This window comes from Rhizobium sp. Root1212 (assembly GCF_001424985.1).
Classification (GTDB): domain Bacteria; phylum Pseudomonadota; class Alphaproteobacteria; order Rhizobiales; family Rhizobiaceae; genus Pararhizobium.
In genome coordinates this window covers 36661-55748 of record NZ_LMDA01000001.1, presented here as the reverse complement: position 1 = coordinate 55748, position 19088 = coordinate 36661, and the positions used below count along the sequence as shown (strand labels likewise).

13 protein-coding genes and 3 tRNA genes are annotated in these 19088 nt (G+C 61.2%); 13 read left to right on the top strand and 3 right to left on the bottom strand.

All coding sequences use genetic code 11. From position 1 onward, the window contains the following. The first annotated feature begins 43 nt into the window (after positions 1 to 43). The 8 genes from ASC86_RS00290 (at position 44) to ASC86_RS00255 (ending at position 11704) form a co-directional block, all read left to right on the top strand. A complete protein-coding gene (locus tag ASC86_RS00290; RefSeq protein ID WP_056314738.1) occupies positions 44 to 898 on the top strand; it encodes an endonuclease/exonuclease/phosphatase family protein in 855 nt (284 codons plus the stop codon). Positions 899 to 916: 18 nt separating this feature from the next. Next, positions 917 to 2476 carry a phospholipase D family protein gene (locus ASC86_RS00285; RefSeq protein ID WP_056314737.1) on the top strand — a complete coding sequence of 520 codons (1560 nt, stop codon included), beginning with the start codon at positions 917 to 919 and terminating at the stop codon, positions 2474 to 2476. Positions 2477 to 2773: 297 nt separating this feature from the next. Beyond that, entirely contained in the window at positions 2774 to 3406 is a 633-nt protein-coding gene (clpP, locus tag ASC86_RS00280; protein WP_056314735.1) for an ATP-dependent Clp endopeptidase proteolytic subunit ClpP, read from the top strand. A gap of 314 nt (positions 3407 to 3720) precedes the next feature. Beyond that, positions 3721 to 4998 (top strand): ATP-dependent Clp protease ATP-binding subunit ClpX, encoded by a 1278-nt coding sequence (gene clpX / locus ASC86_RS00275; protein ID WP_056314733.1) that lies wholly within the window; start codon positions 3721 to 3723, stop codon positions 4996 to 4998. Between the two features lie 522 nt (positions 4999 to 5520). Continuing rightward, positions 5521 to 7941: an endopeptidase La gene (lon, locus tag ASC86_RS00270; protein ID WP_056314731.1), complete on the top strand. Its 2421-nt coding sequence runs from the start codon at positions 5521 to 5523 to the stop codon at positions 7939 to 7941. Positions 7942 to 8159: 218 nt separating this feature from the next. Then, a complete protein-coding gene (hupB, locus tag ASC86_RS00265; RefSeq protein WP_056314729.1) occupies positions 8160 to 8432 on the top strand; it encodes a DNA-binding protein HupB in 273 nt (90 codons plus the stop codon). 287 nt (positions 8433 to 8719) lie between these two features. After that, positions 8720 to 9316, top strand: a complete 597-nt coding sequence (locus ASC86_RS00260) for a hypothetical protein (protein ID WP_210170351.1) — start codon at positions 8720 to 8722, stop codon at positions 9314 to 9316. Positions 9317 to 9520: 204 nt separating this feature from the next. Continuing rightward, complete coding sequence (locus tag ASC86_RS00255) at positions 9521 to 11704, top strand: esterase-like activity of phytase family protein (protein WP_056314724.1); 2184 nt, start codon at positions 9521 to 9523, stop codon at positions 11702 to 11704. Positions 11705 to 11776: 72 nt separating this feature from the next. Here the strand turns inward: ASC86_RS00255 and ASC86_RS00250 are convergent, their stop codons facing one another. Beyond that, a complete protein-coding gene (locus ASC86_RS00250) occupies positions 11777 to 12232 on the bottom strand; it encodes a MarR family transcriptional regulator (RefSeq protein ID WP_056314722.1) in 456 nt (151 codons plus the stop codon). Positions 12233 to 12429: 197 nt separating this feature from the next. Between ASC86_RS00250 and ASC86_RS00245 the strand changes: the two genes are divergently transcribed. The 3 genes from ASC86_RS00245 (at position 12430) to ASC86_RS00235 (ending at position 17624) form a co-directional block, all read left to right on the top strand. After that, positions 12430 to 13710 carry an exonuclease SbcCD subunit D gene (locus ASC86_RS00245; protein WP_056314720.1) on the top strand — a complete coding sequence of 427 codons (1281 nt, stop codon included), beginning with the start codon at positions 12430 to 12432 and terminating at the stop codon, positions 13708 to 13710. Then, on the top strand, positions 13710 to 17177 hold the full coding sequence (locus tag ASC86_RS00240; RefSeq protein ID WP_056314718.1) for an AAA family ATPase: 3468 nt from the start codon (positions 13710 to 13712) through the stop codon (positions 17175 to 17177). The genes ASC86_RS00245 and ASC86_RS00240 overlap by 1 nt, the downstream gene beginning before the upstream one ends. 66 nt (positions 17178 to 17243) lie before the next feature. Beyond that, complete coding sequence (locus ASC86_RS00235) at positions 17244 to 17624, top strand: hypothetical protein (protein WP_056314715.1); 381 nt, start codon at positions 17244 to 17246, stop codon at positions 17622 to 17624. Positions 17625 to 17739: 115 nt separating this feature from the next. On the opposite strand, the gene ASC86_RS00230 is transcribed toward ASC86_RS00235, so the two are convergent. Next, a tRNA-Val gene (locus ASC86_RS00230) sits at positions 17740 to 17815 on the bottom strand. 457 nt (positions 17816 to 18272) lie between these two features. Here ASC86_RS00230 and ASC86_RS00225 point away from each other — a divergent pair. Further along, a tRNA-Asp gene (locus tag ASC86_RS00225) sits at positions 18273 to 18349 on the top strand. A 39-nt stretch (positions 18350 to 18388) separates the two neighbouring features. Then, positions 18389 to 18465, top strand: a tRNA-Asp gene (locus tag ASC86_RS00220). A gap of 277 nt (positions 18466 to 18742) precedes the next feature. On the opposite strand, the gene ASC86_RS00215 is transcribed toward ASC86_RS00220, so the two are convergent. Continuing rightward, positions 18743 to 18970, bottom strand: coding sequence for a hypothetical protein (locus tag ASC86_RS00215; protein WP_056314713.1), 228 nt, complete (start codon positions 18968 to 18970; stop codon positions 18743 to 18745). Positions 18971 to 19088: the final 118 nt, after the last annotated feature.

The window sequence follows — 19088 nt, the reverse complement described above, 5'->3', positions numbered from 1 at the left end:
TATCCAATCTAGATTTTACCGCATGGAACGACTGGGAGCAGCGATGAAGTCGCCGCAGAAAAGCATCTCCGGGGGCATTTTCGCCGCATTGCGCGGAAAGCGCGTTTCCCTGGCAGGCAGAGATCCTTCGGGTGGACGCGGCGACGCCGTCATCGCATCCTACAACATCCACAAATGCGTGGGCGTCGACAAACGCTTCGATCCCGGCCGCATCACCGAGGTCATCGCCGAAATCGATGCCGATATCATAGCCCTGCAGGAGGCGGACCAGCGGTTCGGCGAGCGGGCGGGGCTGCTCGACATGGAGCGGCTGCACCGCGATTGCCACCTGATTTCGGTCCCGGTCTCGGCCTTCTCGCCGAAGGGGCATGGCTGGCACGGCAATGTGCTGCTGCTGCGTGAGGGCGTCGTCGCCAAGGTGCATCAGCTGAAGCTTCCGGGCGTCGAGCCACGCGGCGCGCTCGTCGTCGATCTCGATCTGAAGATCGGGCCGCTCAGGATCATCGCCGCCCATTTCGGTCTCCTGCGCCATTCCCGCGCCCAGCAGGCAAACGCGATCCTCAAGGCCATCAGCGAGGCGGAGGAGCGGCCGACGCTGCTGATCGGCGATCTCAACGAGTGGCGCATGGGACGCCGTTCGGCGCTGGCGTCCCTCAGCCCCAAATTCGATCATATGGCGACGGCGGTGCCGAGTTTTCCCTCGCGGTTTCCGCTCTTTGCGCTCGACCGGGTGATGGGCAGCCCGCACAATCTGGTGACGGGCGTTGAGGTGCACAACACGCCCCTGGCGCGCGTCGCCTCCGATCACCTGCCGATCAAGGCTTTCATCGACCTCCAGGGCGCTCTCGGGATCAATACGGTCAAGACGGTCGACGGTGTGTCGGCCGAGCAGCCCTAGGCGAAGGCGAGGCTGGCGATGAGCTCCGTCTTTCTGGTGATCGCGGCCGTTCTTGCCGCCTTGCTTGCGGCCGCTGCCGCCTATGTCTATGGGCTTTTCGGCCGGCATCTCCAGGGCGCGCCGTCTTTTTCGCTGCCACCCGAACGGGATGAAACGCAGATCGACCGTCTGGCCACGGCCCTTGTCGAAGGCCAGCAGGGAAAAAGCGGCGCCGTGCTGATCGCCGACAATATCGATGCGTTTTCCGCCCGTGCGGTGTCGGCCCGGCAGGCCGGGCGCAGCCTCGATCTGCAGTATTACTACTGGAAGAACGACCTGACCGGAAAGCTCCTGACCCGCGAAATCATCGCCGCGGCAGACCGGGGCGTGCGGGTGCGGCTGCTTCTGGACGACATCAATGCCGGCCTGCACGACCGCATGTGCCTTTCGCTCGATGCCCATGAGAATATCGAGGTCAGGCTGTTCAACCCGAGCCGCGCCCGCACCGACCGCCTCCGGCGCGGCTTGGAAATGATGCTGCGCCCGCTCAGCGCCACCCGGCGCATGCACAACAAGGCGTGGATCGCCGACGGCCATGTGGCGATCGCCGGCGGACGCAATATCGGCGACGCCTATTTCGATGCCGACGAGCGGGCGAATTTCCGCGATCTCGATATCTGGATGGTGGGGCCGGTGGTCGAGCAGGCGGCCGAGATGTTCGATCGCTACTGGAACAGCGGCGTCGTGCTGCCGATCGGGGCGTTGCGCACGCCGCGCCGTCATTATCTGCCGCAGCTGCGCTATCGGCTGGATCAGCGGGTGAGAACGCCGGAGGCGCGGCACTATCTCGACGAGGTCGAGCGGGATATGGCGACGGGTGCGCTTTATACCGGCGAGGGCGAAATCCACTGGACCTCGGAAATCCGCCTTGTCAGCGATCCGCCGGAAAAGGCGCATCTGCAAAAACGGCGCAACTGGATCATGCAGGAGCTTCTGCCGGTGCTGACCTCTGCACAGCACGATATCCGCATCATCTCGCCCTATTTCATTCCGGGCCGGCAGGGAACGGCGAGGATCGCGGACCTGATCCAGCGCAAGGTCGAAATTTCCATCCTCACCAATTCGCTGGCCGCGACGGATGTGGCGGCGGTCCACGGCGCTTATGCCAACTATCGCAAGCAGCTGCTGCGCAGCGGAGCGGCGCTTTTCGAGCTGAAGGCGACGCATGCGCCGGGCGAGCGGCGGCGCATGTCGCTGTTCGGATCGCGGGGCGCCAGCCTCCACACCAAGGCTTTTACGGTGGATGGGGCGACCGCCTTTGTCGGCTCGATGAACTTCGATCCGCGCTCGGCTTCGCTGAATACGGAGATGGGCATGCTCTTTACCCACCCCGACCTCGTGGCCGGGGTCGATGCGGTGTTTGCCGAGGAGACACGCGACGTCAACAGTTTTCGTCTTGCGCTGAAGGGGGAGCGGCTGGAGTGGTTCGACCGGGAGGAGGGGGCAGCCCGCCGGCTGAAGCGGGAGCCGGAGGCGGGCTTCATTCGCCGCGCGACGGCCGGGATCATCAAGATATTGCCGATCGAATCCCAGCTTTGACGACATCCCGACACATTTGCGATCAAGGCTTTACGCTTTGTTGACAATGTGTCGCGCAAGGACGGGAGGCGGGGGCTCGGGGTCTGTTTTCCCCATGGATTCCTCCCCGAATCTCGCTAGATGCGGCACACGGTAATCGATGTAGGATCGGCTCATACGCGCTGGGACGGCTATTAACGTTATAGCCACGTGGCGTCTTGAAGTGCACCTTAGGGACACTCTATGTATGAGATCGAGATATTTTCGATGATTCCCGGTGCGCAAAGGCTTTGCGAGCCAGACAGACAAAGGTTTGATATGAGAAATCCCGTTGATACCGCCATGGCCCTCGTTCCTATGGTCGTCGAACAGACCAACCGGGGCGAACGTTCCTACGATATCTACTCCCGTCTTCTGAAAGAGCGGATCATCTTCCTCACCGGCCCGGTGGAAGATCACATGGCGACGCTCGTCTGCGCCCAGCTCCTGTTCCTGGAAGCGGAAAACCCGAAGAAGGAAATCGCCCTCTACATCAATTCGCCGGGTGGCGTCGTCACCGCCGGCATGGCGATCTACGACACGATGCAGTTCATCAAGCCGGCCGTTTCGACGCTGTGCATCGGCCAGGCCGCATCCATGGGCTCGCTGCTGCTGGCCGCCGGCCACAAGGACATGCGCTTTGCGACGCCGAACGCCCGCATCATGGTTCACCAGCCTTCGGGCGGCTTCCAGGGCCAGGCATCGGACATCGAGCGCCATGCCCGCGACATCATCAAGATGAAGCGCCGCCTGAACGAGGTCTATGTCAAGCACACCGGTCGGACCTACGAAGAGGTTGAACAGACGCTCGACCGTGACCATTTCATGACTGCCGACGAAGCCCAGGCCTGGGGTGTCGTCGACAAGGTGATCACCTCCCGCGAAGCCTCCGAGGCGGAAGCGCAGGGCTGATTTCAAGCTTTTGTGTGCGGATAGGGCCTTTTGTGACACATTTGTAACTGTCACGGGGCTTTATCCGCAGCCCAAAGCCGTTAATATCGACCGTTAATGCTATGTTGAGTTTGAGGTCCTAGCATTTTCGGTTATCGGTGGGAGAAACGTTGCCACCGGCTGTCAATTCCGCGTGATCGAGCGTGGTGTTCGAAGCCGGTTCGTGCTCCCGGAAGTCCTGATGCCCGGCGCTGTTGCGCGCCGAAAGATCGGGACAGTTGGACTGGTCCGTGGTGCCTTGCGCGAGGTGTCCGGCGTGCTGGAAGGAAAGTGATATGAGCAAGGTCAGCGGTAGCAACGGCGGTGACTCCAAGAATACCCTTTATTGTTCGTTCTGCGGCAAGAGCCAGCATGAGGTCCGCAAGCTGATTGCCGGACCGACGGTGTTCATCTGCGATGAATGCGTCGAACTCTGCATGGACATCATCCGCGAAGAGAACAAGACCTCGATGGTCAAGTCCCGCGACGGCGTTCCCACGCCCCAGGAGATCATCAAGGTTCTCGACGAATACGTCATCGGCCAGCAGCAGGCCAAGCGCATCCTGTCGGTTGCGGTTCACAACCATTACAAGCGTCTCGCGCATGCGGCCAAGGGCTCGGATGTCGAGCTTGCCAAGTCGAACATCATGCTCGTCGGCCCGACCGGCTGCGGCAAGACCTATCTTGCCCAGACGCTCGCCCGCATCATCGACGTGCCGTTCACCATGGCCGACGCCACGACGCTGACTGAAGCCGGTTACGTCGGTGAAGACGTCGAAAACATCATCCTGAAGCTGCTCCAGGCTGCCGACTACAATGTCGAGCGCGCCCAGCGCGGTATCGTCTACATCGACGAAGTCGACAAGATCTCGCGCAAGTCGGACAATCCCTCGATCACCCGCGACGTGTCGGGTGAAGGCGTTCAGCAGGCGCTCTTGAAGATCATGGAAGGCACGGTCGCTTCCGTTCCTCCGCAGGGTGGCCGCAAGCACCCGCAGCAGGAATTCCTGCAGGTCGACACGACAAACATCCTGTTCATCTGCGGCGGCGCGTTCGCCGGTCTCGACAAGATCATCTCCGCCCGTGGCGAGAAGACCTCGATCGGCTTCGGTGCCGCGGTGCGAGCGCCGGAAGATCGCCGCGTCGGCGAAGTGCTGCGCGAACTGGAGCCGGAAGATCTGGTGAAGTTCGGCCTCATCCCGGAATTCATCGGCCGTCTGCCGGTTCTGGCGACGCTGGAAGACCTTGATGAAGCCGCGCTGATCCAGATCCTGTCGGAGCCGAAGAACGCGCTGATCAAGCAGTACCAGCGCCTGTTCGAGATGGAAGACGTCGAACTGACCTTCCACGAGGACGCCTTGCGCGAAATCGCCCGCAAGGCGATCGTTCGCAAGACCGGCGCCCGCGGCCTGCGCTCGATCATGGAAAAGATCCTGCTCGACACGATGTTCGAACTGCCGACGCTGGAAGGCGTGCGCGAAGTCGTCATCTCCGACGACGTCGTCAAGGGTTCGGCCCGGCCGCTTTACATCTACTCGGAGCGTTCGGAAGAAAAGGCCAACGTTTCGGCGTAATGCCGGACGTGTCTCACTCACTGTCGTCATCCTCGGCCTCTTGCCGAGGAGCTTTCAGGTTGCCCTCATATGCGGAGGTGCTGGAAGATGCTCGGGACAGGCCCGAGCATGACGGAGGAGGGAATGACTGGGTTCGTTGCAATCATTCAAGGCCCGCCATCGCGCGGGCCTTTTTCATGTCGGTTTTTCGTGTAAGCTCCACGTAGGAGGCACCTGTTGCGTCTTTCGGTCATTGCGAAACGATCGCAACAACGCGATTATCTGACGATTCTGTACGGCGCGTCCGGTGGTGTTTGCGTTCAAGGTCTGCGGCAAGGTCCGCAACAGCCCGGTGCCATTTAATAATCCGTGACGGTTCGGCGACGTGGCGCCGCGCTTGCGCATTGGACGAGGATGGGTGGCGGGGATGAGGGTTGAAATCGAGTTTCCCACTCTCCACTTGTTCCATGAAAATATGATGACGCGGAGCGACCTTGAACGCTCCGGGTAACGGGCCCGGAAACGGGACGGAAAGGAACTGACATGACGAATAAAACGTCTCCGGCAACTGAGAGCGCGACCTATCCGGTGTTGCCGCTGCGCGACATCGTGGTATTCCCCCACATGATCGTGCCACTCTTTGTCGGTCGCGAAAAGTCGATCCGCGCGCTGGAAGAGGTGATGGGCACTGACAAGCAGATCATGCTTGCCACCCAGATCAACGCCAGCGACGACGATCCGGAGCCGGCGGCGATCTACCAGATCGGCACCATCGCCAATGTGCTGCAATTGCTGAAGCTGCCCGACGGCACCGTCAAGGTGCTGGTCGAAGGCCGTTCGCGCGCGGAAATCGATGGCTATACCGGCCGTGAGGATTTCTATGAGGCGATGGCGCACGCTCTTGCCGAGCCGGAAGAAGACCCGGTCGAGATTGAGGCGCTCAGCCGCTCGGTCGTTTCCGAGTTCGAAAGCTATGTGAAGCTCAACAAGAAGATTTCCCCCGAAGTGGTTGGCGCCGCCAGCCAGATCGAGGACTATTCCAAGCTCGCCGATACGGTTGCCTCCCACCTGTCGATCAAGATCGTCGAAAAGCAGGAAATGCTTGAAACGACGAGCGTGAAAGCGCGGCTTGAAAAGGCTCTCGGCTTCATGGAAGGCGAAATCTCGGTTCTGCAGGTCGAGAAGCGCATCCGCTCGCGCGTCAAGCGCCAGATGGAGAAGACCCAGCGCGAATACTACCTGAACGAACAGATGAAGGCGATCCAGAAGGAACTCGGCGACGGCGAGGAAGGCCGCGACGAGATGGCCGAACTGGAAGAGCGCATTTCCAAGACCAAGCTCTCCAAGGAGGCCCGCGAAAAGGCGGAAGCTGAAATGAAGAAGCTGCGCCAGATGAGCCCGATGTCCGCGGAAGCGACCGTCGTGCGCAACTATCTGGATTGGCTGCTGGGCATTCCGTGGAACAAGAAGTCCAAGATCAAGACCGATCTCAACAACGCCGAGAAGGTGCTGGAAATCGATCACTTCGGTCTCGACAAGGTCAAGGAACGCATCGTCGAATATCTCGCGGTCCAGGCCCGCTCGGCCAAGATCAAAGGCCCGATCCTGTGCCTCGTCGGCCCTCCCGGCGTCGGCAAGACCTCGCTCGCCAAGTCGATCGCCAAGGCGACCGGCCGTGAGTATGTCCGCATGGCACTCGGCGGCGTTCGGGACGAAGCCGAAATCCGCGGTCACCGCCGCACCTATATCGGTTCGATGCCCGGCAAGGTCATCCAGTCGATGAAGAAGGCGAAGAAGTCCAACCCGCTCTTCCTGCTCGACGAGATCGACAAGATGGGCCAGGATTTCCGCGGCGATCCGTCGTCGGCCTTGCTCGAGGTGCTGGACCCGGAACAGAACTCGACCTTCATGGACCACTACCTGGAAGTCGAATACGACCTGTCCAACGTGATGTTCATCACCACGGCCAACACGCTGAACATTCCGGCGCCCCTGATGGACCGCATGGAAGTGATCCGCATCGCCGGCTACACCGAAGAGGAAAAGCTGGAAATCGCCAAGCGGCACCTGCTGCCGAAGGCGATCGCCGATCACGCCCTGCAGCCGAAGGAGTTTTCGGTAACGGATGGCGCGCTGACCGCCGTGATCCAGCAGTACACCCGTGAGGCGGGCGTTCGCAACTTCGAACGCGAACTGATGAAGCTCGCCCGCAAGGCCGTGACCGAAATCCTCAAGGGCAAGACCAAAAAGGTCGAGGTCACTGCCGAGAATATCCAGGACTATCTGGGTGTTCCGCGCTTCCGCCACGGCGAAGCCGAGCGCACCGACCAGGTCGGTGTCGTCACGGGTCTTGCCTGGACCGAAGTCGGCGGCGAACTGCTGACCATCGAAGGCGTGATGATGCCCGGCAAGGGCCGCATGACGGTGACAGGCAACCTGCGCGACGTGATGAAGGAATCGATTTCTGCGGCGGCATCCTATGTCCGCTCGCGGGCGATCGACTTCGGCATCGAGCCGCCGCGCTTCGACACCAGCGATATCCACGTGCACGTGCCGGAAGGCGCGACGCCGAAGGATGGTCCGTCGGCCGGCGTTGCCATGGCAACCGCCATCGTCTCGATCATGACCGGCATCCCGGTCAACAAGGACGTGGCGATGACCGGCGAGATCACCCTGCGCGGTCGCGTGCTGCCGATCGGCGGCCTGAAGGAGAAGCTGCTTGCTGCTCTTCGCGGCGGCATCAAGACGGTGCTGATCCCGGAAGAAAACGCCAAGGACCTGGCGGACATTCCGGACAACGTGAAGAACAACATGGAGATCATCCCGGTGTCGCGCATCGGCGAGGTGTTGCAGCATGCCCTGCTGCGGATGCCGGAACCGATCGAATGGGACCCGACAAAACAGGCTACGCCCGTTCCGGCAGTAGATTCGGCCGACGAAGCAGGCTCTGCCGTCGCCCATTGACGTGCCTTTTTCCGGCCTTCTTTCGAGGGCTGGAGCACCGCAAAAGCGATAAAGAGTGGAAGACCGGCATTTTTGCCGGTCTTTTTTTGCAAAAATGCTCGCAAACCCTTGCATTCCTAGGCGTTCGGGGCGATTGGGTTTGCCAAGACGGGGTCGCGCTTCGCGTGTCTCGGCTTAAAAATTAAGTCGTTTCGAACCAGTAAGAAAGGGGTGGAAACATGAACAAGAATGAGCTCGTGTCGGCCGTTGCCGAGAAGTCCGGACTTTCGAAGACGGACGCATCTTCTGCAGTAGATGCACTGTTCGACGTTATCCAGGCAGAACTGAAGAACGGCGGCGACGTTCGTCTCGTCGGCTTTGGCAACTTCTCGGTCAGCCGTCGCGAAGCATCCAAGGGTCGCAACCCGTCGACCGGCGCAGAAGTGGACATTCCGGCACGCAACGTTCCGAAGTTCACGGCCGGCAAGGGTCTGAAGGACGCCGTAAACTAAGCTTCATGTTTCATCTGCAGCACCGCGGCATCAAGCCGACGGTTCGATAGCAGGTAGATCAGAGGTCCGGATATTTTCCGGGCCTCTTTTTTTACGAGAAAACCATAAGCGGCCCCTGCATCCAGGTACGACGATTTAGTCGACTTGGTATAACATTCTTTGGTTGCATGAAAATGGGAATGCTCGTATATTTGCGTCATTCTTTTGCGGGGGCATGATGCCGCCCCTTAATCCTCAGACATGCTGTGATGACTGTCAGCGTGGTGATCTGAGAGGATTACATTGTGGTGTCGATCTCAATTGCAAATAATATCACTGCACTGTCGCTTCTCCAGTTTGGTCAGCAAAGTGCTTTTGCAACGACTTTACTAAATTCAACGTCTTTCAGCGCGACTTCCGACGCGATATTGAAGTCCTTAGCTTCGGCATTTTCTTCGAGCGCAAAGCTTCAGCAGCAGTTTTCCGATGCCCTCGATAAAGCGTTGAAAAACGGGGTTGCGAGCGATGGCCAAAAAATACACCCGGACAATGCCCGTCATAACGCTATGGTAGACGTGATTTTAGCTAATCGTGGCGATTTCCCTCCCGAAGAGTTTTCGATCCATAACGATCTTCCCGACGGCGCATCGATTACGACCGAGATACCATCCGCAGCAGCACTCAAGGCCGCGGCGTTCAAGGCGGAGGTTTCACAAAAGCAGGCGGCATATGATGCTGCCATCGATATGTCCGCGGCCCAAGTCGATCCTGATGTCGTGAAAATCAATGCGATGTCGCAGGTTGTTAAGTCTCTTGTCCTCGACAGTGCTGAGGTCGGAGCGGAAAACGACACCGGAAGCCAGGCGCTCGAAATTTTGACCCGGAATTATCTTTCGCAGGCGTAAGTTGGCTGAAACGAGCCACTGCTCGCTCGGTAGTTTTTGGCTTCGGAGTTGGACTACGGCCGGTGCAGGCGGGCGAGCAGTCCCGTTTCGGCCAAAGGAATGCCTCAATCTCCCCGGAAAAATCTCAGGCACCCGGATTCGTCACGCGCCTGTTACATGGACATCGCACAACCCTGCCGTTCCAGAAACTGGAGGGTATTTCCCATGAAGACATTTTCCGCAGCGCTCGCCGCCCTGCTTGCCGCCTCGACCTCGACGGTCGCTTTTGCCGAACCCGTATTCAATCGCGTCGCCTCTTTCGCCGTCGCCGACAACCTGCCGGCCGATATCGACGGCAAGACGCCGACGTCTTCCGAAATCATCACCGCCAGCGAAGACGGCAACACGCTGATCTATTCCGACAGCCCGCTGAAGGCGATCGGCTTCATCGACATCACCGACGCCAAGGCCCCGAAGGCCGGCGGCATCGTTTCCCTCGACGGTGAACCGACCTCGGTTGCCGCCGTCGGCTCCAAGGTTCTCGCCGCCGTCAACACCCGCGAAAGCTTCGTGAAGCCCTCGGGCTTCCTCGCGGCCGTCGATATCGCCGGCAAGACCATCGACGCAAAGTGCGATCTCGGCGGCCAGCCGGACTCGGTTGCCATCAGCAAGGACAAGACCCTTGCCGCCATCGCGATCGAAAACGAGCGGGACGAAGAGGTCAATGATGGCCAGATCCCGCAGATGCCGGCCGGCGACCTCGTTATCGTTTCGCTGAAGGATGGCATCCCGGATTGCGGCACGCTGAAGCATGTGACGCTCACCGGTCTCGCCGACATCGCCGGCGATGACCCGGAGCCGGAATTCGTCGCCTTCAATGGCAAGAACGAGATTGCGCTGACGCTGCAGGAAAACAACCACATCGTCATCATCGACGGCAACACTGCCAAGGTGACCGGCCATTTCTCCGCCGGCACCGTCGATCTCAAGGGCATCGACGTCAAGAAGGACGGCGCTCTTTCGTTCACCGGCGAAAAGACCGGCGTCAAGCGTGAGCCCGATGCCGTGAAATGGCTCGACGACGACCGCATCGTCGTTGCCAACGAAGGCGACTACGAGGGCGGTTCGCGGGGTTTCACCATCTTCGACAAGGCTGGCAAGGTTCTCCACGAATCCGGTTCGAGCTTCGAACAGGCCGTTGCCCGTCTTGGCCATTATCCCGACAAGCGCAATTCCAAGGGGATCGAGCCGGAAGGGCTGGAAGCCGCGACCTTCGGCGACGACAAGCTGTTCTTCGTTCTGGCCGAACGTGCCTCCGTCGCCGGCGTCTACAAGGACACCGGCGCGGAGCCGGAACTGCTGCAGATCCTGCCGTCGGGCATCTCGCCGGAAGGCGCCGTTGCGATTCCGGGCCGCAACCTGCTGGCGACTGCAAACGAGGCAGATCTCGGTGAAGATGGTCTCGCACGCTCGCACGTGATGATCTACGAGCGCGCCGAGGGTACACCGGCCTATCCGCAGATCGTTTCAGCCGACAAGGATGGCGCTCCGATCGGTTTTGGCGCTCTCTCCGGTCTTGCCATGCTCGAGGATCAGCCGGGCAAGCTGCTCGCCATCAGCGATTCTTTCTATTCGTCGCAGCCGCGCATCTTCACCATCGACGCGACGCAGAAGCCGGCCGTCATCACCGATGCGCTGACCATCACCCGTGATGGGGCACCGGCCCAGAAGCTCGACATCGAAGGCATCGTCACCGATGGCGACGGCTACTGGCTGGCTTCGGAAGGCAATAGCGACAAGCTTTATGCCCATGCGCTGCTGCAGGTCGATGCCAAGGGCAAGATCAAGAAGGAAGTCGCAATTCCCGCAGAGCTGCGCGCCGGCGAAACCCGCTTCGGCTTCGAAGGCATCACCAGCATCGGCGAAGGCGACGACCAGACCCTGTGGATGGCCGTGCAGCGCGAATGGAAGGACGACGACAAGGGCTTCGTGAAGCTCGTTTCCTACAAGCCGGCGACGGAAGAGTGGGGTGCCGTGCGCTATCCGCTTGAAGCGGCCGGCGACGGCTGGGTCGGCCTTTCCGAAATCACCATCCATGGCGACTACGCCTATGTCATCGAGCGCGACAACCTGATCGGCAAGGCTGCAAAGCTTAAGAAAATCTACCGCGTCGCTCTCGCCGACCTGAAGCCCGCCAAGCTCGGCGGCGAACTGCCGGTCGTCAGGAAGGAAGAGGTCCGCGACCTCATCCCCGACCTGAAGTCACTGAACGGTTACGTCGTCGACAAGGTCGAAGGCTTTGCCATCGATGCAGCCGGCAACGGCTATGTCGTCACCGACAATGACGGCGTCGACGACTCCTCCGGCGAGACGCTGTTTTTCTCCATCGGTGCGATCGACCAGATGTGATCGATTGCGCATGAAGACGGAAAGGCCGGTGCATGATGCGCCGGCCTTTTCTGTTTTGGGGGCTGGGGTTATCTACTCCGGTTCGCCGTCGCCGCGGCGGCGGCGGATCTCGTCTACCTTGTTCACGAGACTGCCGACGATCGATTGCAACTGGTCGAGCTGCTTGTCGTCGAGGGCGGAGAAGATTTCTTCGAGAAGTTGCTTGCGCGGCATTTCCGCGGCTTCCAGCACCTGCCGGCCTGTCTCGGTGATCGAGACGATTTTCGCACGGCGGTCGGCGGGATCGGGTTTGCGCTCCACCAGCCTGTCGCGTTCCAGTCCGTCCAGCGCTTCTGTGACGGTGCGAGGCGCGAAATTCAGGGCATCGGCGATATCCGTCGAACGACAGGGGCCAAGCTTGCTGAGAAAACAGAGAAACTTGCTGCGCGCCAGCGAAACGCCTTCCTGCGTCATCGACTCGTTGATGAGTTTGTGGACGCGGTGGTAAAGCTCGAACAGCTTTTCCGAGACTTCGAAGGCGGCTTTCATGGCATCTCGTACAATTTCTGAGGGGCCATTTGAAATGGCTTTGCTATTGTTAGCGCAGCCGCCCGGAAAGCGGTAATTCTTTCGGAGGCGGACACGCGTTTTTGACCTTCCGCGCCATTTGAAAAGAACGGTGAAGAGGGGTGGCGGCTGGCAGATGCGTCCTTGACCGCTGCGGCCCGTGCGGGCCATGGTCGGCCATGCCTTTCCGTTTTGTCCACACGGCCGATCTTCATCTCGATTCACCGCTCCGCAGCCTCGCCTTGAAAAATGCCGAGCTGGCCGAGCTTGTGCGCGGCGCGACCCGGTCGGCTCTATCGGCCATCGTCGATCTCTGCATCGCCGAGGCCGTCGATGCACTGCTGATTGCGGGCGATCTTTATGACGGCTCGCAGACCTCGATGAACACGGCGCTGTTTTTGTCGGCCGAGTTGCGGCGACTGGAGCAGGCGGGCATCCGCGTCTTCGTCATTCGCGGCAATCATGATTCCCAATCTACCATCAAGCGCGAGCTGTCGCTGCCGGCCAATGTCCATCTGTTTTCCGGTCGGGTGAAGCCGATGCTGGCGAAGACGCTGGACAATGGCCGCGAGGTCTATGTGCACGGCGTCGGCTTCGACAATCCGCATATGGCCGAAAGCCTGCTGCCCAGCTTCGCCGCGCCGGTCGAGGATGCGATCAATATCGGCATGCTGCACACCAGCCTTGCCGGTGCACCGGGCCATGACAATTACGCACCGGCAAGCGTTGCCGATCTCGTGGCCCATGGCTTCGACTATTGGGCGCTCGGCCATGTGCATTTGCGGCAGGTGCACCATGAAAAGCCACTGGTTGTCATGCCCGGCATGCCGCAGGGGCGCGACATCAACGAGGCCGGCGACAAATCCGTGACGCTCGTCAGCATCGATGACGAGGGAAGGCTCAGCCACGAGGAGCGGCTGATCGGCCACGCCGCCTTCCTGCGGCTCTCCGTCGATCTCACGGGCGCGGAAGACTGGCAGGAAATGCTGGCGCGGGTGAAGACGGCTATGGGCGAGGCTCGCCGCCGTTTGCGGGCAGATCAGGTGATCCTGCGTCTGAACCTCGGCGGCGTGACGCCGCTCGCCTGGAATCTCCGACGCGACCCCGAATTTCTTGAAGCCGAAATCGCCAATGTCGCTGGCGGCTATCCCGGCCTCTGGGTCGAGGCTGTCGAGCTGTCCTGCCGCAGCGGCGATATCGATATGACGACATCCGCCGATCCGGTGCACGAGCTTTCCGCGCTGGTGCACGACACCGTGCTGCCTTCCCACGGCTATCGCCACGAAGCCCAGGCCGTCGTCGAGGAACTGCTGGCGCAGTTACCGCGCGAACTGCGCGAGCAGATGGCGGGTGACGAGGGCGCGCTTGCCCGGCTGGTGGCCGAGATCTCACAGGCGGGCAGCGACGACGTGCTGGCCCATCTGCAGGCCGGTGGCGCCGATGGCGGGGATGCACGCTGATGCGGCTCACGGCTCTCGATCTCGTCCGCTACGGCAAATTCACCGGTCGCCGCATCGAATTCGGTGCGGTCAATGCCGGCAAGCCGGATTTCCACATCATCTACGGGCCGAACGAGGCCGGTAAATCGACGCTGTTCTCCGCCTTCCTCGATCTGCTCTTCGGCATCGAGACGCGCAGCACCTATGGCTTCCTGCATCCCTATCCGACGATGCGCATCGGTGGCGTGATCGAGACGGGAGGTGCAACGCACGACGTCTTCCGGATCAAGCGCAACCAGAATTCGCTGGTCGATTCGGCTGATCGGCCTTTGCCGGATACGCTCTTTGCCGCGGCCCTCGCAGGCATCGACAGAGCCGCCTACCAGATGATGTTTTCGCTCGATGACGAAACCATCGAGCGGGGTGGCGAAGCGATCCTGAAAAGCGAAGGGGAACTGGGGGCCTTGCTGTTTTCGGCAAGCTCGGGTCTGCCCGATAGCAGCGCCGTGTTGTCCCGCCTGCGCACCGAGGCTGAAGAGTTTTACAAACCGCAGGGGCGCAAGCACCGGCTGGCGGAACTGAAGGCCGAGCTTGAGACGCTGAAGGCGGAAAAGACGGCTGCCGACACCAATGCCCGCGAGTTTGCCGCCTTGCGCAAGGCGAGGGATGTCGCCGCTGAGCGCCATGAGGCGGCCTTGAGCCTTCGCGCCGATATTCAGGTGGCGCTGGAGCGGCTGAAAGCCCAGCGCGAGGCCCTGCCGCTGTTGCAGCGGCTGCGCGCCGCCCGAAGCGAGCTTGCCGGCTTCGGCGCACTGCCGGAGGTACCGGCCTTATGGCACGAACTCTATCCGACGCTTCTGCGCGAAGAAGCCGATGGCGACGCGCGGCTTCAGCAGCTGGATGCCGATATCGCGCGGCGCGAGGCGGAGCTTGCAGATATCGACGAGGACGAAGCGGCGCTTTCGACGGCATCAACGATCGAGGATATCGAACGCGCCGGTCTCGAAGCGCGCTATCGGACGGCGGTCTACGACATGCCGTCGCGGCTGGATGAGCGCGCGAAGGCGGCAGCGGATATCGCAACGCGGTTGCGCCAACTCGGAGATGATGCGGCAGAAGCCGAGAATACCGTCATTCCGGCCGATATTCTCGGTCGTATCGATGCCCTTTCCCAGGAGCATGGGGGGCTGTCGGAGCGGCTGTCGGCTGCGGAGCGGGAGCTTGACGCGGCGCGCGAGGACTTCAGCGATATCGAGGAGAAATATCCGCTTGAAGAAAGTGACTGCGAGGATTTGGCCGATCCGCAGGCGCTCGCCGATCTTGTAAGGCGTCTGCACCGCAGCGATTGCCTGCAGCGCCAGCAGGCAGCGCGACGTGACATTGCCGGGCTGGAGAGCCTGCTGTCCGACCGGATGGCTGCTTTGTTGCCCTTTGCCGGTGATGTCGAATCGCTGATCGCGCTTCCGGCTCCCCCCGAGGCGGATATCGCGGCGCTGTCTTCGGAGAAATCGGCGCTGGAGGAGCGGCGGCAACGCCTTGCAGACCGAATCGCCGAAGAGGAAGCCGGCATTGCCGGGGAGCGGGCACGGCTTGCCGAATTGCATCGGCTTGCTCCCTTGGCTGCCGATGATGCGGCGCTTGCGCTGCGCGTCGTGCGGGATGAGGCGTGGGCGGACCATGCGCGCCTGCTCGACGTGGACAGTGCTGCCCGTTTTGAGGCCGCGATGCGGCGAGACGATGAAGCCGCCACCATCCGGCTCGGCCAATCAGAAAGCGTTGCACAGACGCGAATGCTGACGCTTTCACTTGCCGAGCGGAATGCGAAGCTTTCGGCTTTGCAGGGCGAGGCACGTACCCTGAGCGACCGGCTTACGGACTGGGCGGGGAACGTTGGTGCACTCGCTGCGGCGTGCGGCCTGCCGCAGGATATCGGACTGGCGCGATTCGAGCGCTGGCTCGACATGCGGCGGCTGGCGCTGGAAACCCGCACAGCCCTGCGAGGGGCGATGCAGGAGTTGATGCTTGCCCAGGACGACGAAAAGACGGCGCTGGGGCGGCTTTCGGAGATTTTCGAAGCATGGGGCGGCGAAGCGGCCATGCCGGACGATCTGGCCGGAGCGCTGGATTTTGCAGAGCGCAGGATCGATACGCTCGAAAAGCGGATCGCAGCCCACCGCGACAGCCAACAGGCCCGCCAGCGGGCATCCCGAAGCCTTGAAGCGCGCGAAGCAGCCCATGAAACAGCCTGCGACGACATGGAGCGCTGGCGGCAGGCATGGCGGGAGACTCTGGCCGCCACCTGGCTTGGCCGGCGCGCCGAACTGCCGTCGCCGACGCAACTGCGACCGGTGCTGGTGCTTTTGCAGGAGATCGACAAGCTCGCCCAGAAGAAAGCCGATCTCGATCACCGCATCGAAGGTATGGCCAAGGATCAGCGCCAATTTGCCACTGTGGTCGAGGAAATCGCCCGGCGGCTTGGGCTTGACGGCAAGGGCGATGTGCTGGCGACGTTTGAAGCGTCGCGCGCCCGGCTCGTAGAGGCGCGGCGCTGCCGCGATCTGGCAGCACGCCTGAGACGAGAATATGAGGAGCGGCAGGCGGAACGCCAGACCCTGATCGAAAAACAGCAGCGACAGCAGGCGCAGGCCGGCGCTATCCTCGATCTCCTCGGCTGCGAAACGCTTGTCGAGGCGGGGCCGCGGCTGGAAGCGGTCAGGGCGCGTGACGGATTGCTGCGGCGCATCGCCGAGACGGAAACGGATTTATGCACACGGCTTTCGGTCACTGTCTCCGATGAGGCGGAACTGATTCTCGCCGCCGTCGACGAGGACGGCCTCGCACACGCGCTTTCCGAGCGGCAGGCGAGCTTCGAGGAAGCTGATCGTGAAGCCGGCAATCTGAATGCGGAACGGCGTGAGGCGGAGCGGGCACTGTCGCGCATTGGCGGCGATGACGCTGCCGCCCATCTCGAAGAACGCCGCCGCACCGTGCTGGCCGAGATCGAGGCACGGGCGCTCACCTATCTGCGGCTGCGCACGGGCATCCTGGCGGGCGAAACGGCGCTTCGGCTCTACCGCGAGCGCCATCGCAGCGCCATGATGCAGCGCGCCTCGGCCGCTTTCAGCACCGTGACCGGCGGCGAATATGAAGGTCTCGCCACCCAGGCCGAGCAGGGCAGGGAGTTCCTGATCGCCACGCAGGCAGGGGGCGCATCGAAGCTGGCGCGCGATCTTTCCAAGGGCACGCGATTCCAGCTCTATCTGGCGCTGCGCATGGCCGGCTATCACGAGATCGCCTCGACCCGCGAAAGCCTGCCGTTTATCGCCGACGATATCATGGAGACATTCGACGACGGCCGCGCCGGACATGCCTTCGCCCTGATGGGCGAGATGGCGAAGGTGGGGCAGGTGATCTATCTGACGCACCACGAGCATCTTTGCGCGCTTGCGGCGGCAGCTTGCCCGGACGTGGCCATTCACCGGCTGTGACGATTGCCATTATGGCCGGTCTTGATGCTATATGAACGGACTGCGCGCGGTTGGAGGAGAGGGCGGATGTACGATTTCCATGTCGGGCAGAAGGTTGTCTGCATCAACGACAGGTTCAAGAACGTCTCGATCGATCAGGGCATCCGCAAGGGGCAGGTCTATACGATTCGCTGGGTCGGCCCGTACCGGCATTATGTCGACGGCGATTTCATCGGCGTGAAGCTCGCGGAAATCCATCGCGGCAATGACGACGGCCCGGAAGGCTACGGCGCCGCCGACATGCCTTACCGCGCCAACCGATTCCGTCCGCTGCTGCGCGATCAACTGGGCGCGCTTCGGGATCGCCTGCTGCGCAAGCCGAAAACCGAAAACCTGCCTGTATCTCCTGAACCGCCCTATGAGGAACCGCGGCGCAAGGCGCCGGTGCGCAAGAAGGAAGATGCGTGACGGATTCGTTCGGCGGCGTTCGGCTCGCACGGCAAGGCACCGGATCGTTGTTCCGGTGTCCAAGGAGAACGGGTAACAGCTCGGCGATCGAGAATTTAAGGCGTCTGGGAATAAATGGTGGGCGATGAGAGACTCGAACTCCCGACATCCTCGGTGTAAACGAGGCGCTCTACCAACTGAGCTAATCGCCCGGCGCGGTCAGGACTGATGTCCGTCGCGTCGATGGCCGTGATCTATGCGGATCGCGCGAAAACCGCAAGAGCGTCTTGAAGATTTTTTTCGACTTTTTTGTTGAGCGGATGGGAAATGTCCGTCGTGCAGGCGCGGAGGTTGCGGCCGGGCTTTATCGTTTGGTGTCATGGGAAGCCTGATTTTCCGGCGCGGAGGAGGGCGGTGCCTTCGGGGAGGATGTTCCCAAGCCGGCGGCGATACCTTTGGAAGATTTTTTTCGTCCCCATTAAGTTTCCACAGGCAAAGGGTTGTGGGGACACTCTGTCTTCAAGCCTGTGGAAACAATTTGCCGGCTGTCATGGTTTTGTCTCCAAACCTGCTTGACACTAAAAGACGAACCCCGTAGTTAGCCGCTCATCGAAACGGCAAGCCGCTTCGACAAGGATGCGAAAGCATCCGGAATGCCTGAAGTGAAGTGCGGGTGTAGCTCAGTCGGTTAGAGTGCCGGCCTGTCACGCCGGAGGTCGCGGGTTCGAGCCCCGTCACTCGCGCCACTTTCAGGGATCACATTTCGGAGTTCGTATTCGATATGCGCGGGTGTAGCTCAGTCGGTTAGAGTGCCGGCCTGTCACGCCGGAGGTCGCGGGTTCGAGCCCCGTCACTCGCGCCATTTTTTTAGAAATGGATTAAGTCCTCCCTGTTGAATGTTGATTATGCTTGGCTTCACGCGGAGCGCACGGTTGCCGCTCTTGCGCGCTTCGGCGGGGCATCGAAAATACAGCTGTCGATTCGATTGTTGCCATGCCCGCTTCCAATGGCAGCTTTTTCATGTGCCCCGTTGATTCTGGAGCATGCCGGGCAGTGCTGTGCAGTCGTCTCGGAAGCGATTCCCAAGGATCGCTGCTTCGCTGCGTTGCGTCGAAGAAATCATGTTTTACGGCTGGCGTTCAGGAGTGCAGGATTTTCTCGATCACATAGACTGCTTCGGTCGCCTGGTCGCAAAGTTCGTACATACCCGTTTCCTCCACCCTGCGGCAGACGAAGTTCACGCGGGCCTCGTCGTAGTCGAGTGCCTCGAGCAGGGTTTCTCGTAGCCCGATCATCGTCAGGAGCGCGGGTTTGCCGAGTGCGCCACCCGTTTCACGGGCCTGGATACGAATCGTGATGGGCATCATGGGGATTTCTCCTTCCATGGTTGTGGTAGCGCAAAAGTTGCAATCCGTCGATCGCTAGAATTGCTAGTACCCACGTGGAACGAGGTGATTTGCAGTGCGCTCTGGCGAAACCTGCTCG

What these genes read in the sequence shown, in the direction of transcription:
- ASC86_RS00215 (WP_056314713.1), bottom strand. Translation starts at nt 18,970, where the DNA reads ATGATGCCCATCACGATTCGTATCCAGGCCCGTGAAACGGGTGGCGCA.
- ASC86_RS00250 (WP_056314722.1), bottom strand. Translation starts at nt 12,232, where the DNA reads ATGAAAGCCGCCTTCGAAGTCTCGGAAAAGCTGTTCGAGCTTTACCAC.
- ASC86_RS00255 (WP_056314724.1), top strand. Translation starts at nt 9,521, where the DNA reads ATGAAGACATTTTCCGCAGCGCTCGCCGCCCTGCTTGCCGCCTCGACC.
- ASC86_RS00240 (WP_056314718.1), top strand. Translation starts at nt 13,710, where the DNA reads ATGCGGCTCACGGCTCTCGATCTCGTCCGCTACGGCAAATTCACCGGT.
- hupB (WP_056314729.1), top strand. Translation starts at nt 8,160, where the DNA reads ATGAACAAGAATGAGCTCGTGTCGGCCGTTGCCGAGAAGTCCGGACTT.
- lon (WP_056314731.1), top strand. Translation starts at nt 5,521, where the DNA reads ATGACGAATAAAACGTCTCCGGCAACTGAGAGCGCGACCTATCCGGTG.
- ASC86_RS00235 (WP_056314715.1), top strand. Translation starts at nt 17,244, where the DNA reads ATGTACGATTTCCATGTCGGGCAGAAGGTTGTCTGCATCAACGACAGG.
- ASC86_RS00245 (WP_056314720.1), top strand. Translation starts at nt 12,430, where the DNA reads ATGCCTTTCCGTTTTGTCCACACGGCCGATCTTCATCTCGATTCACCG.
- clpP (WP_056314735.1), top strand. Translation starts at nt 2,774, where the DNA reads ATGAGAAATCCCGTTGATACCGCCATGGCCCTCGTTCCTATGGTCGTC.
- clpX (WP_056314733.1), top strand. Translation starts at nt 3,721, where the DNA reads ATGAGCAAGGTCAGCGGTAGCAACGGCGGTGACTCCAAGAATACCCTT.
- ASC86_RS00290 (WP_056314738.1), top strand. Translation starts at nt 44, where the DNA reads ATGAAGTCGCCGCAGAAAAGCATCTCCGGGGGCATTTTCGCCGCATTG.
- ASC86_RS00285 (WP_056314737.1), top strand. Translation starts at nt 917, where the DNA reads ATGAGCTCCGTCTTTCTGGTGATCGCGGCCGTTCTTGCCGCCTTGCTT.